The sequence below is a fragment of the Streptomyces sp. NRRL WC-3626 genome (assembly GCF_000718785.1).
Classification (GTDB): domain Bacteria; phylum Actinomycetota; class Actinomycetes; order Streptomycetales; family Streptomycetaceae; genus Streptomyces; species Streptomyces edwardsiae.
The window spans coordinates 506683-519151 of record NZ_JOCA01000006.1 but is presented as its reverse complement, the minus strand read 5'-3'; the positions used below and the strand labels follow the sequence as shown (position 1 = coordinate 519151).

Genomic DNA, 12469 nt, shown 5'->3' with positions numbered 1-12469 from the left:
GGAGGTTCCATGGCCGACAGCGTCACCTCGTTGTTCCGCGGCACCGCGGCACACAGCCCGTCGATGGCGGCGCTGACACGGGAGAGCGACGGGGCCGGCCCGGTGGACTTCTGCATCCCCTGCAATCCGTACTTCCCGACCCCCGCCATGTTCGAGGACATGGCGACGCGGCTGCGCGAGATCATCACGTACTACCCGAGCAGCGCCGACACCATCACGGCCGAACTGTGCAGCCTGCTCCAGCTCCCCCCGCAGTGCGTGGCGATGGGCAACGGGTCCACCGAACTCATCACCTGGATCGACCACCTCCTCGTCCGTGAGTCCCTCGCCGTCCCCGTCCCCACCTTCGGCCGCTGGACCGACCAGCCCATGGAGACCGGCAAGCGGGTCGACATGTTCCCGCTCCAGGAGTCCAGCGGCTTCGCCCTCGACCTCGCGCAGTACGCCGAGTTCATCCGCGCCCGCGGCACCAAGGTCGCCGTCATCTGCAACCCCAACAACCCCGACGGCGGCTTCCTGCACAAGCACGCGATCGTGCAGTTCATGGACGCCATGGCCGATCTGGACCTGGTGGTGATCGACGAGTCCTTCCTGGAGTTCGCCGACGCGGAGAACGAACCGAGCGTGGTCCATGAGGCGATGCTGCGCCCCAACGTGATCGTGCTGCGCAGCCTCGGCAAGAACTTCGGCCTGCACGGCATCCGCTTCGGCTATCTGGTCGCCAACCCGGCCCTCGCCGGCCGGGTCCGCTCCATGCTGCCCAAGTGGAACCTCAACTCCTTCGCCGAGCACGTGGTGTTCATGCTGAAGGAGCACGGCCCCGAGTATGTGCAGAGCCTCCACCAGGTGCGCCGCGACCGGATGGACATGTCCGGCCAGCTCTCCTCACTGCCCGGACTCACCGTGTACCCGTCCCAGGGCAACTTCCTCTTCGTACGCCTCCCGGTGGGCGCCGAGGGGACCGTGGTCCGTGACCGGATGCTCACCGAGCACCGGATCCTGGTCCGCGAGTGCGGCAACAAGATCGGCTCGTCCAGCCGCTTCCTGCGTCTCGTGGTACGCCCCCAAGTGGACGTGCGCCGCCTGGTGACCGGCCTGGAACAGGTGCTCTACGGGGCGCCCAGGAGGGGAGCCGCCGGGCCCGAGCACGCCCCGGGGACCAGCTACAGCTCGGGTACGGCGGCGGTGGACCGTCTGATGAGCGAGACCAACGGGGCGGGCATGCGGGGGCTCGCCGCACAGACCGCCGGTGTCGGTGCCCCGGAGCTCGCCGCCGCCGCGGGCACCGGCACCGGCACCGGCATGCCGCTCCCCGCAGCCGCGGCCGCCCCCGCGGTGGGCCCCGGCGTCGGGGTGCCGGTGCCGGCGGCCGCCTCGGTGGTGACGAGCGCGGGGACGCAGGGTGCGCAGGGGATACCGGGACTCTCGGGTCTCTCGGGGATTCCGGGACAGCCGGGGATGCCGCAGCAGGGCGCTCAGCCCGCGCCCCAGCCCGTACCGCAGCCCATACCGCAGGCCGTGCCGCAGCAGGTCCCCCAGCCCGCGCCGCAGCCGGTACCGGCGCCGGTCCCCCAGCCGGCGCCCGTACCGGCCCCCGCCCAGCCGCTCGCGCCCGCGGCGCAGGCGCAGATGCCCGTCCCGCCGTACCCCGCGCCGGCACCGGTGGCCGCCCAGATGCCGCTGCCCACCGGCCCCACGCCGCCCGGCGTGCCCGCCCAGGGTGGCCTCACGGCCGCCCAGGTCAGGGGCACCGACGGGCTCTCCATGGCGCCGGCGGCGGGCTGGCAGGGCGCGCAGAGCTGGCCGAACCCGGCCGGGATGGACCAGCTGGGCTGACCGGCCTCACCCGGCGGGGGTCGCCGGGACGGTCGGGCAGGGCGAGGTGGCCGGGGTCGCCTCGGGGCCGGGTGTCGCCGGCTCCCCGTCGCAGTCGTCCGACGCGGTGGGCGAAGGACTCGGGTCCGGTGTGGGCGAGGTGGTCCCGCCCGGCGGCTCCGTGGAGGGGTCCTCGCTCGTCGGGGGATCCGTCGGCGTGGTGGTGGTCGGATCCGGGGACGGCTCCGGCGAGGTCGGATCCGGGGTGGGCGAGGGCGAGGGGCCGGAGGACGGTCCGGGACTGCCCGGCGTACTCGGGTCCGGGCCGATGACGATGCCGCCGCCCCCGTCGCCGTCGCCGCCGCTCCCGCCGTCGACGGGTTCGGTCGCCGGGGTGTCGCCGCCGGCGCCGGGGCTCCTCGGGATGACGCCCTTGCCGTCGGGGACGGTGTGGACCCCGCGGCCGTAGAACTCCAGCCAGTGCCGGACCAGCCGCAGATACGCCTCCGAGTGGTTGTAGCTGAGGATCGCCCGGTCCAGGTCGGCCGCCCGCCCCAGGTCCCGGTCGCCGGCGCACAGATAGTGGCCGGCCGCGAGGGCCGCGTCGAAGATGTTGTTCGGGTCGGCGCGGCCGTCCCCGTTGCCGTCCGCGCCCCAGCGGGCCCAGGTGGACGGCAGGAACTGCATCGGCCCCACCGCGCGGTCGTAGACCGTGTCCCCGTCGTGGACGCCCCCGTCGGTGTCCCGGATCAGGGCGAACCCCCGGCCGTCGAGCGGCGGGCCGGTGATCCGGCCCAGCGTCGTGCCGTTCCGGTCGACGGCGCCGCCGCGCGCCTGCCCCGACTCGACCTTGCCGATCGCCGCGAGCAGCTCCCACGGCAGCCGGCAGCCGGGGTCGGAGGCGCCGACGGAGGTCTCGGCGGCACGGTAGGCGCGCAGCACGGTCGCCGGGATGCCCGACTGGGACCGCAGGTCCCGCACCAGCGCGGGGGGCGCCGACGCGGCCTGGGCCGCCTCCGCCGTGTCCAGGGGCGGGAGTTCGGTGTGGTACGAGCCGTCGTCCGGAGCGGCGGGCCCGGCGTACGGGCCGTCCCCCACCGGTACGAGGACGTCGTCGGCGAACGGGTCGGCGTGGCGGTCCCCGGTGAGGCCGGGCGCCTGGGAGGCGGTGAGGGCCGCCATGGCCGCCACGGCGACGGCGGTCGTCCGCAGTCCCCTGCGGGTCCGCCCTGCATACGGGCGTCGGGCGCGGCGTACGGGCATGGCTGTCGCTCCTGTCGGATCCGTCGGTGTCGGGGCGGGTCGTACGGTCGTCCGGGCCTCAGCGGCCGAAGGTGTCGATGCCGGAGACGAGCCAGCGCCCGTCGCGGCGCACGACGTCGACGGCGAGCATGGCCCCCGCGTACACGCCCTCGTCCTGCGCGTCCTTCGCGCCCTTGGCCTTCTTCGTGCTCCCGGCGGTGCTCACGCTGCTCTGGTCGGCGTAGACGAGGACCCGGGCGCGGTCGCCGTCGATCCGCTCGACCGCGCTGTCGGTGACCGTCGTGGTGATCACGGCCTTCTGTGCGTCGGCCCGCTCGCGGACGTCGGCGAGCAAAGTCCTGTGCTGCTCGACGGCCTGGCCGGTGAGGAGGCCGTCCGCGGCCTTCTCGAGGGCGCCGGGGTCGGTGTGGTCGTAGGAGAAGAGCGCGTCGACGGCCTCGGCGGTCTGTCCCTTGATCTCTCCGGTGCGGGCCGGATCGGAGAGGGCGGTGTTCCGCCGCGCCGGTTCGTCCCGCAGCGCCCCGGCCTTCGCGTGCGCCCAGCCGGCGAAGCCGCCGAGGAGCAGGGTCAGCGCACAGAGCACGAGGAGGCCCGCCGGGCGGCGCGCCCGTACGCGGGCGCCCTTCTCGTCGCCGCCCGCGTCCGGATCCGTCGCGCGCCCGGACGGCACCGCGGTGCCGGACGCACGGCCCCGGCCCCCTGCACCCCGCGCCGGCCCGGCGGACGCGGTCGGACGGGGCTCGTGGGCCTCGCCCGGCGCGCCCTGCGGCGGCCCGGCCGGCCGGGTCTCGCGGGCCTGGCGGCGGCGCTGGCGGTTGATGTGGTGGCGGGTCGTCGACATGGTGCGGTGTCCTCCTCGGTGCGGCCGGCTGCTGCGGTACGGGACCGGGTCAGCCGTCCGATGTGCCGCCCACGGGCGCCTGGCCGAGGGCGCTGAGCTTCCACCGGCCGTCGGTCCGGGTGAGTTCGCCGAGCATGCGGCTGTCCTTGTCGGTCTTCGCCCCGTCGTCCGCCTTCACGGTGACGCGCAGGGCGACCAGCACCCGGGCGCGGCCCGCCCGGTCGTCAAGTTCGGTGACCGCGCCGGACAGCACCCGGGCCGTGGTGACCGTCTTCGCCGCCTTCACCTGATCGGCGAACTCGGTGCGGCCGGTGATGAGTTGTTCGTGCAGTTCGCCGGTGGTGGACGACTCCCAGAGGTCGAGACCCCGGTTCACATCGCGGTGGTCGAGCGTGTTGAGGTTCTGCACGGCCTGCTCCCCGGCGGCGAGGACCGCGTCCCGCTGCCCGGCGTAGGCCGCCCGGTCGTCGTGGGCCGCGTCGTACCAGTCCTGTCCCGCCCAAACGGCGAAGCCGCCCGCGACGAGGGTGAGGGCGAGGGCCAGGGCCGGCAGCGGCCGGGTACCGGCGAGGGCGCGGACCGCGCGTTTCATGGGGTGCTCCAGTCTGCCGCGCATGGTCAGCGGGCCTTGATGTCGACGATCCGCCACCGGTCGCCCTCGAGCCGTGCCGTGACGCTGAGTTGGGCCGCCGCGGTGGTGACCTCGGCCTTGCTGCCGCCCTTGTGGGAGGTCTGGTCGAGGAAGACCAGCAAGTGGGCCTCGTCGCCGTCGAGTTCGATCACTCCGGTGCGGACGGCGCGGGTGCTGAGGGTGACGCGCTGTTCGGTGAGGTCGTCGCGGACCCGGGCGAAGAGGGTTTCGTACTGGCGGGCGGCGCGGCCGTCGAGGACGGTGCGTGCGGACCGTTCGGCGGCGGCGGTGCCCTCCGGTGTGTAGGAGAAGATCCGGGCGAGGGCGCTGCCGACGTCGCCGGCGACTCGGGTGGTGGCCCCGGTGTCGGTGAGCGCCCGGTTCTGTGCGGGCGCGGACGACCTCAGCTGGTGGGCGCCGTACAGGAATCCGCCGCCGCCGAGGACGAGCGCGGCGATCAGGACGCCGAGACCTGCCCGCCGTAACCGCCCGGCCGGCACCTCCGCGGCCGGCTCCCGCCCGTTCTCCGTCTCGACGGTCTCGGTCTCCACCGGCACGTCCTCGCCCGGCAGTCGTGTCGGCGTCATCGGTCCCCGCCCTCCTTCTCGGCCTCGACCGGTACGGCGTTCAGCGCCCTGACCTTCCACTCGCCGTCGCCCGTGCGGGCCAGGACCGCCTCCAGGCGTTTGCGGTCGGTGGCCGGCCGCCCGGTGCCGGCGGGTGTGATCTCGACGCGGACGGTGGCGATGAGCTTGGCCGTGCCGGACCGGGTGTCGAGCGCGGTGACGGCGGCCTCGGTGACCGTGCCGCGCGCCGAGGTGCCGGCCTTGGCGTCGGTGCCGCCCAGTTCCTCGCGCAGCGGCCCGGTGGCGGCGGCGCGCCAGGCGCGAATGCCCTGCTCCGCGCGCTGCCGGGTGGAGGCGTCGAGCGTGGTGAGGGCCGCGATGCCCGCGCGCCCGTCGGCGAGCGCGGCGTCCCGCTCCCTGCCGTAGGCGAGCGAGTCGTCGGTACGGGCCTGCGCGTACGTCCACGCTCCCGTACCGCAGAAACCGACCGCCAGCGCCAGCGCCGCTCCGGTGAGGATCCGGGCCCTTCTCATCGCGTACCGCCGATGGGGAGGAGGCCGGACAGGTCGTCCGGTGCCTCGCCGCTCTGTCCGGGCAGGGCGAGGGCGCCGGGAAGGCCGGCAGCCCCGCCGCTGCCCGAGGGCAGGGAGCCGGGTCTGGCCGGTTCGGGTACCGCGCCGCCCTTCGGGGCGTTCCCCGAGCCGCGGACGTTCGCCCCGGTGGAGGCGGGCGCGGTGCAGGCCGCGCCGGTGTTGAGGGCGGGGGCGGTGCCGAGGTCGAGGCCGTTGCGGTAGCGGGTGGCGCCGTATCCGTCGGTGCAGGGCAGGGGGGCGAAGAAGGTGACGGCCATGCCGAGGTTCAGCTTCCCTCCGTCGACGGCGGTGGCTCCGGCGGAGACGGCCGCCGGGTACTTCACCAGGAGTTCCTCGATGCCGCGCTGCCGGGTGACGGCGACCTCGGAGGTGGTGAGGAGGTTGGCGAGGACGACGCCGAGGCTCGGGTCGAGGTCCCGGAGCAGTCCGCTGACCTGGGTGGCGGCCTCGGGGGTGACGGCGAGGAGGCGGCGCAGGTCGGCGTCGGAGCCCTTGAGGGCGCGGGCCAGTTCCTCCGCCCCGGTGGCGAAGTCGCGGATGGCCTTGGCCTCCTGGGCCTGGGTGCGCAGGACGGTCTCGCCGTCGTTGATGAGCAGCGTGGTGGAGGGCAGGGCGCGGTCGGCGGCCTCGACGAAGTCGCCGCCGCTGTCGATCAGTGCCTGGAGGTCGTCGCCGTGCCCGTCGAACGCTGTGCCGAACTCGTCGACGACCGTGCGCAGATCCTCCAGCGGCATGGAGCTCACGAGCTCGTCGACGCTGCTGAGGACGTCGGTGACGGGGGCCGGCACCTGGGTGTCGGCCTGTTCGATGCGGGTGCCGTCGGTGAGGTAGGGGGAGCCGTCGCTCTCGGGCCGCAGATCGATGTACTGCTCGCCCACGGCGGACAGCCCGGCGACCACGGCCTTGGTGTCGGCGGGGATACGCGGCGCGGACTTCTTGATACGGAGTTCGGCGACGACCCCCTCGTCGGTCAGCCCGATCGGACCGACCCGGCCCACGGAGACGCCCCGGTACGTCACGTCGGAGTGGGTGAAGAGCCCGCCGGTGCGCGGAAGGTGGACGTCCACCGTGTAGTAGTCGGCGACGCCCACGTACCGCCCGAGATCGGCGTACCGGATGCCGAGGAACGACAGGGTGAGGACGGCGATGAGGAGGAAGGCGACGTTCTTCAGCCGTACGGCGAGGGTGATCACCCGCGTTCACCCCCGGACCCGGACACGGACCCGGAGACGGAGACGGAGGGCAGTGGCAGCGGCGAGGGGGGCCGCTTCTTCGCGCCCCTGCCCGTCTCGCCCGGCGGTGTGGCGGTCGCGGTCGGAGCAGGTGTCTCCTCGTCCACGACCGGCGGGATCACCCGCGTCCCCGGTACGGCGGCGATGTTCAGATACGCGTTGAGGTAGTCGCCCTTCACCCCGTTCAGCACCTCGTCGGTGAACGGGTACGTCATCAGCACCTGGAGCGAGTCGGGCAGGTCCGTGCCCGCGTCGGCGAGCGCCTTCAGCGTCGGCGCGAGGGCCTTGAGGTCGGCGATCATGTCGTCCTTGCTCGCGTTGATCGTGGTGACGGCGACGCCGGAGAGCGTGTCGAGGGAGCGCAGCATGGTCAGCAGGGAGCCGCGCTGCTTCTCCAGCGTCTTCAGTCCGGGCGAGAGGCCGGTGAGGACGGTGCCGACGTCGTCCTTGCGGGTGGCGAGGGTGGAGGAGAGCCGGTTGACGGCGTCGAGGGCGTCGGTGATGTCCCCGCGGTGCTCGTCGAGGTCGGTCACCAGGACGTCGATCCGCTTGAGCACGGAGCGGATGCGGGGTTCGCGGCCGCCGAGGGCCGCGTTGAGCTCCCGGGTGATGGTCCTGAGCTGGCCGACTCCGCCGCCGTTGAGGAGCAGGGACAGCGCGCCGAACACCTCCTCGACCTCGGTGGTGCGGCTGGTGCGGTCCAGCGGGATGACGCTGCCGTCGGTCAGCCTCCCCGCTCCGGTCTCCTCGGCGGGGGCGGCGAGCTGGACGTACTTCTCGCCCAGCAGGCTGGACTGTTCGAGCCTTGCGGTGGCGTCGGCGGGCAGCCGTACATCGCCGTTGATCTCCATGGTGACGCGGGCGGACCAGTCGTCGCGGCCGAGTTCGACACGGGTGATCCGGCCGACGTCGACGTCGCCGACCTTCACGGCGGCGTGCGGGACCAGGCTGAGCACGTCCTGGAGTTCGGCGGTGACGGTGTAGGGGTGGTCGCCGAGGTCGGCGCCGCCGGGCAGTGGCAGGTCCTCGATGCCGTCGAAGCGCGGCGGTCCCACGGCGACCGCGCCGAGGGCGAGGGTGAAGCCGAGGCCGAGGGCGATCAGTCCGCCCACGGTGAGGCCGGCCACCCGGCCGGTGAACGCGACGCGCTTCATCGGCCGTCCCCCTTCGTCCCGTCACCGGCACCGGTCACGGGCAGCGGCAGCAGCGGGCCGCCCATGCTGATCTCGTTGAGGTTGGCGCGGCCGTCGATGGTGCGGGTGTCGGGGTCGTAGGCACTCACGATGTTGCCCGCGGCCAGCGGGGCCACGTCCAGCGCCTCGGCCAGCGAGGCGCGTTGCTCGACCAGGGTGCGGGTGATGGGGACGAGCCGGTCGACGTTGTCCTTCAGTTCGCCCCGGTTGTCCTCGATGAAGGTCTTGACCCGGCCGAGGGCCTTGCCGAGTTCCTCCAGCGCGCCGGTGAGATCGTCCTTGTTGTCGGCGAAGAAGCCGACGACCTCGTCCAGGCGTTCCTGCGCGGTGCGTACGTCGGTGTCCTTGTCCTTGAGCATGGTGGTGAAGGTCTGCAGGCTGCCGAGGGTCTTGAACAGGTCGCCGCTGCTGCCGTCGAGGGTCTTGGCCGCCTTGCCGAACTCCTCGACGCTGTCGCCGATGGCGTCGCCGTTGCCGTCGAGGTTGTCGGCGCCGGTCCTCAGCAGGTCGGACAGGGCGCCGTCGGAGTTGGCGCCGTCGGGGCCGAGGGCGTCGCTGAGGTCGGTGAGGGAGTCGTAGATCTGGTCGATCTCGACGGGGAGGTGGTTGCGGGAGGCGGGCAGTACGGCGCCGTCGGCGAGGGCGGGGCCCTCGCTGTAGGCGGGGGTGAGCTGCACATAGCGGTCGGCGACGACGCTGGGCGCGACGACGACGGCCCGCGCGCCCTCGGGGACCTTCACCCCCTCGTCGAGGCGCAGGCCGACGCGGACGGTGGTGCCCCGCGGGTGCACCGACTCCACCTCGCCGACGCGTACGCCGAGGATGCGCAGATCGGAGCCGGCGTAGACGCCGGTGGCGCGGTCGAAGTAGGCGGTGAGGCGGGTGCCGTCGGCCTCGAGCGCGCGGGCGGCGGCCAGGCCGCCGGTGACGAGCACCAGGAGGGCGAGGACCCCGGTGAGGATCTTTCGGCGTCGGGCCATCACTCACCGCTCCCCTGGGCCGTGGCCGGCTGTTTCGGCGGCAGGCATCCGGTCTCGGGCCGGGAGGCCGCGGGCAGGTAGTCGCGGGGTACGACACCGCACAGATAGCTGTCGAACCAGCGCCCGTTGCCGACGGTGTTGCCGACCAGGCGGTAGTACGGGCCGACCAGTGCGAGGGTCCTGCCGAGCTGGGTGTTGTTCTTCTCCAGGACGGTGGTGACGCGGCCGAGGGCCTTGAGGGTGGGGCCGAGCTGCTTCTCGTTGTCCTCGACGAGGCCGCCGAGTTCGCTGCCGAGGTCGCGGCTGCCCTTGAGCAGGGCGCGGATGGCGCTGCGGCGGTCGCGGAGTTCGCCGAGCAGGGGGCCGCTGTCCTCGATGAGGGTCTCGAAGCCGGACTTGTTGTTCTCCAGCGTCTTGGTGAACGTGGCGCTGCCCTTGAGGAGTTCGGCGAGTTTCGCGTCGCGTTCGGAGATGGTCGTCGACAGGTCGGACAGTCCGGTGGCGGCCTTACGGACGTGCGGCGGGGAGTTCTCGAAGGTGTCGGAGATGGTCTCGAAGCTCTCCGCGAGCCGCCGGGTGTCGATGTCGTCGACGGTGCCGCTGAGATCCTGGAACGCCTGCGTGACGTCGTACGGGGAGGTGGTGCGGGTGAGCGGGATGCGGCTGCCGGGGTCCTGGCGGCCGGAGCCGAGCGGGTCCAGGGCCAGGTACTTGTCGCCGAGGACGGTCTTGATGGCGATGGCGGCGGTGGTGCGGTCGCCGAGCCAGGCGTCCTCGACCTCGAAGGTGACCTTCACCTTGGCGCCGTCGAGCGCGACGCCGGTGACCTTGCCGACCTTGACGCCCGCGATGCGTACCTCGTCGCCCTCGCCCAGTCCCGCGGCCTCGGAGAAGTCGGCGCTGTAGGTGGTGCCGCCGCCGAACGGCAGCCGGTCCACGTGGTAGGCGAGCAGGCCGATCAGGGTGATCAGGACCAGCCCCACGACGCCGACGGCGACGGGGTTGCGTTCCTTCACGGGCTTGATGTGCGGGCGTCTCATCCGCGGCACCTCGCTTCGGTGACCGCGATCCCGGTCGGCGGCTCGGAGCCGTCGGAGGTGGTCACTCCGCTCACGCGCGCCTCGCACAGGTAGAGGTTGAACCACGATCCGTACGACGACAGACGGGCCAGCGCGGTCATCTTCGCGGGGGTCTTCTCGAGGAAGTCCTCGATCTGCGGCGTGTGTTCGCCGAGGTTCGTCGAGAGCCGGCCCAGTTCGCGGATGTCCTGCTTCAGGGGCTCGCGTCCGTCGTCGAGGAGATCGGCGGTGACCGTGGTGAGTTCGCTCATGGCGGTGACGGCCTTACCGAGGGGTTCGCGGTCCTCGTTGAAGCCGCTGACGAGTTCCTGGAGGGTGACGACGAGGTCGTCGAAGCCGTCCTCGCGGTCGTTGAGGGTGTCCAGGACGGTGCCGAGGTTCTCCACGACCTCGCCGATCACCTTGTCCTTGGCGGCGACCGTCGTACCGAGGGAGCCGATGTGGCGCATCAGGCTGTCCACGGTGGCACCCTCGCCCTGGAGCACCTGCACGATCGAACCGGCGAGTTCGTTGACGTCCTTCGGCGACAGCCCCTCGAACAGCGGCTTGAAGCCGTTGAACAGCAGGGTCAGGTCGAGGGCGGGCGTGGTGCGGTCCAGCGGGACGGTGCCGCCCGCCTCCAGGGTGCCGGTGAGGTCGCCGCTGCCGCGGTCGAGGGAGACGTACCGCTGGCCGACCATGTTGAGGTACTTCACGGCCGCCGTGGTCGAGCGGGGCAGGGTGCGGTCGTCGCGGACCGTGAACGTGACCTGGGCGGTGCGCCGTCGCACCACCCGTACGTCGGTGACCTCGCCGACCTCCACCCCGGAGATCCGTACGCTGTCGCCGTCGACGAGTCCGGTGACGTCGGTGAACAGTGCCTTGTAGGTGGTGGTGCCGGTACCGGAGTCGACTCCGGTGCCGGCGACGCTCAGGCCCAGGACGGTGGTGGCGAGGACGGTGACCACCACGAAGGCGAGGGACTTGAGCAGCGGTCCGGTCAGCGGGCGGCGCCGGGTGTGCGCGTGGTCGCCGGCGGTCATCCGAGGGTCACCTCCGTACCGCGGTAGACGGGGCCGACCAGGAGGCTGCTCCAGTCGGGCAGGTCGCCGGGGCTCTTCCCGGCGGCGGGGGCGAGGAGTTCGTTGACGAGGTCGTTCTCGGACGGGGAGTTGGCGGGTCCGAGGTCCTGCCCGGCCGCCGGGGTGGCGGCCGGCGCGGCGGGCCGGGGCAGTGAGCCGACGTAGGGCACCGACGGGCAGCGGGGGCCGCCTCCGGAGCCGTAGACCGGGGTGTCGCCGCCGGGCCGGTAGGCGCCGCGCGAGGGGACGGTGGTGAGGTCGACGTGGATGCCGGGCCGGCCGGTGCCCTTGCCGAGGGCCTTGTCCATCGCGGGTACGAACTCGGCGAGGGTGCGCAGGGTGCAGGGGAAGGCGGCGGAGTACTCGGCGAGGAGTTCCAGCGTGGGCCGGCTCGTGGCGCCGAGCCGGATGATGTTGTCCTCGTTCTTCCGCAGGAACGCCGTCATGTCCTCGGCCGTCCGGGTGGTGGCGCCGAGGGTGCCGGCGAGCCGGGCCTCCTGCTCGGCGAGGGTGCCGCTGGTGGTGGTGAAGTCGGTGAGCGCCGTGATGATGTCGGGCGCGGCGTCCGCGTAGACATGGCTGACCTTCACGAGTTCCTTGAGGTCACGGTTGAGGGCGGGCAGCTGGGGGTTGAACTCCCCCAGGTGCTGGTCGAGGCGGGCCAGCGTCTCGCCGAGTTCGTCCCCGCGGCCCTCCAGGGCCTGGGAGACGGCCGACAGGGTGGCGGAGAGCTTCTGCGGCTGGACGGCGGTGAGCATCGGCAGGACGTCGTCGAGGACCTGCTGCAGTTCGATGGCGTTCTCGGAGCGGTCCTGGGGGACGACGGCCCCGGCGGCCAGGGTCTCGGCCGACGGGTCCGGTGGCGGTACGAGGGCCACGAACCGCTCGCCGAACAGCGTGGTCGGCAGCATCTGCGCGCGGACGTCGGACGGTACGTCGTCCAGCGCGCCGGGCTTCATGGCGAGGGTGAGGCGGGCCCCGTCGCCGGTGGCGTCGATGGCGCGGACCTCGCCGACGACGACTCCGCGCAGCTTCACCTCGGCGCCGGGGTGCATCTGGTTGCCGACGCTGCCGGTCTCGACGACCACCGGGTCGGAGTCGGTGAACTCCTTGTCGTAGACGGCGACGGCCAGCCAGATCAGCAGGACCGGAACCAGGACGAACACCACCCCGGCCAGCCGGTGGCGCAGTGTCTCTCCTCGGGGGCCGCTCATC

12 protein-coding genes are annotated in these 12469 nt (G+C 73.0%); 1 reads left to right on the top strand and 11 read right to left on the bottom strand.

Going from position 1 to position 12469, the window contains the following annotated elements; genetic code table 11:
- Window positions 1–9 precede the first annotated feature (9 nt).
- A complete protein-coding gene (locus IF28_RS0112900) occupies window positions 10–1836 on the top strand; it encodes a pyridoxal phosphate-dependent aminotransferase (protein ID WP_030218253.1) in 1827 nt (608 codons plus the stop codon).
- Between the two features lie 6 nt (window positions 1837–1842).
- Here the strand turns inward: IF28_RS0112900 and IF28_RS0112895 are convergent, their stop codons facing one another.
- From IF28_RS0112895 to IF28_RS0112845, 11 genes are read right to left on the bottom strand one after another with little or no spacing between them, the layout of a single operon-like run.
- The gene (locus IF28_RS0112895; RefSeq protein ID WP_030218252.1) at window positions 1843–3078 is read right to left on the bottom strand and encodes a lytic transglycosylase domain-containing protein; all 1236 of its coding nucleotides are present in this window, start codon (window positions 3076–3078) and stop codon (window positions 1843–1845) included.
- Between the two features lie 58 nt (window positions 3079–3136).
- Window positions 3137–3919, bottom strand: a complete 783-nt coding sequence (locus IF28_RS0112890; RefSeq protein WP_030218249.1) for a hypothetical protein — start codon at window positions 3917–3919, stop codon at window positions 3137–3139.
- A gap of 49 nt (window positions 3920–3968) precedes the next feature.
- On the bottom strand, window positions 3969–4511 hold the full coding sequence (locus IF28_RS0112885) for a nuclear transport factor 2 family protein (protein ID WP_030218246.1): 543 nt from the start codon (window positions 4509–4511) through the stop codon (window positions 3969–3971).
- A 26-nt stretch (window positions 4512–4537) separates the two neighbouring features.
- The gene (locus IF28_RS0112880) at window positions 4538–5137 is read right to left on the bottom strand and encodes a nuclear transport factor 2 family protein (protein WP_030218242.1); all 600 of its coding nucleotides are present in this window, start codon (window positions 5135–5137) and stop codon (window positions 4538–4540) included.
- The gene (locus IF28_RS0112875; protein WP_030218239.1) at window positions 5134–5649 is read right to left on the bottom strand and encodes a hypothetical protein; all 516 of its coding nucleotides are present in this window, start codon (window positions 5647–5649) and stop codon (window positions 5134–5136) included. Before IF28_RS0112875 ends, IF28_RS0112880 begins: the two co-directional genes overlap by 4 nt.
- Window positions 5646–6902, bottom strand: a complete 1257-nt coding sequence (locus IF28_RS0112870) for an MCE family protein (RefSeq protein WP_030218238.1) — start codon at window positions 6900–6902, stop codon at window positions 5646–5648. Before IF28_RS0112870 ends, IF28_RS0112875 begins: the two co-directional genes overlap by 4 nt.
- Window positions 6899–8095 carry an MCE family protein gene (locus tag IF28_RS0112865; protein WP_030218237.1) on the bottom strand — a complete coding sequence of 399 codons (1197 nt, stop codon included), beginning with the start codon at window positions 8093–8095 and terminating at the stop codon, window positions 6899–6901. Before IF28_RS0112865 ends, IF28_RS0112870 begins: the two co-directional genes overlap by 4 nt.
- Complete coding sequence (locus tag IF28_RS0112860) at window positions 8092–9114, bottom strand: MCE family protein (protein ID WP_030218236.1); 1023 nt, start codon at window positions 9112–9114, stop codon at window positions 8092–8094. The genes IF28_RS0112865 and IF28_RS0112860 overlap by 4 nt, the downstream gene beginning before the upstream one ends.
- Entirely contained in the window at window positions 9114–10154 is a 1041-nt protein-coding gene (locus IF28_RS0112855) for an MCE family protein (RefSeq protein ID WP_030218235.1), read from the bottom strand. The genes IF28_RS0112860 and IF28_RS0112855 overlap by 1 nt, the downstream gene beginning before the upstream one ends.
- Window positions 10151–11215, bottom strand: coding sequence for an MCE family protein (locus tag IF28_RS0112850; protein ID WP_030218230.1), 1065 nt, complete (start codon window positions 11213–11215; stop codon window positions 10151–10153). Before IF28_RS0112850 ends, IF28_RS0112855 begins: the two co-directional genes overlap by 4 nt.
- Window positions 11212–12468, bottom strand: coding sequence for an MCE family protein (locus IF28_RS0112845; RefSeq protein WP_030218227.1), 1257 nt, complete (start codon window positions 12466–12468; stop codon window positions 11212–11214). The genes IF28_RS0112850 and IF28_RS0112845 overlap by 4 nt, the downstream gene beginning before the upstream one ends.
- Between the last annotated feature and the right edge of the window lies 1 nt (window position 12469).

Coding starts and splice junctions, on each gene's coding strand:
- IF28_RS0112900 (WP_030218253.1), top strand. CDS start 10: ATGGCCGACAGCGTCACCTCGTTGTTCCGCGGCACCGCGGCACACAGC.
- IF28_RS0112895 (WP_030218252.1), bottom strand. CDS start 3,078: ATGCCCGTACGCCGCGCCCGACGCCCGTATGCAGGGCGGACCCGCAGG.
- IF28_RS0112890 (WP_030218249.1), bottom strand. CDS start 3,919: ATGTCGACGACCCGCCACCACATCAACCGCCAGCGCCGCCGCCAGGCC.
- IF28_RS0112885 (WP_030218246.1), bottom strand. CDS start 4,511: ATGAAACGCGCGGTCCGCGCCCTCGCCGGTACCCGGCCGCTGCCGGCC.
- IF28_RS0112880 (WP_030218242.1), bottom strand. CDS start 5,137: ATGACGCCGACACGACTGCCGGGCGAGGACGTGCCGGTGGAGACCGAG.
- IF28_RS0112875 (WP_030218239.1), bottom strand. CDS start 5,649: ATGAGAAGGGCCCGGATCCTCACCGGAGCGGCGCTGGCGCTGGCGGTC.
- IF28_RS0112865 (WP_030218237.1), bottom strand. CDS start 8,095: ATGAAGCGCGTCGCGTTCACCGGCCGGGTGGCCGGCCTCACCGTGGGC.
- IF28_RS0112860 (WP_030218236.1), bottom strand. CDS start 9,114: ATGGCCCGACGCCGAAAGATCCTCACCGGGGTCCTCGCCCTCCTGGTG.
- IF28_RS0112855 (WP_030218235.1), bottom strand. CDS start 10,154: ATGAGACGCCCGCACATCAAGCCCGTGAAGGAACGCAACCCCGTCGCC.
- IF28_RS0112850 (WP_030218230.1), bottom strand. CDS start 11,215: ATGACCGCCGGCGACCACGCGCACACCCGGCGCCGCCCGCTGACCGGA.
- IF28_RS0112845 (WP_030218227.1), bottom strand. CDS start 12,468: ATGAGCGGCCCCCGAGGAGAGACACTGCGCCACCGGCTGGCCGGGGTG.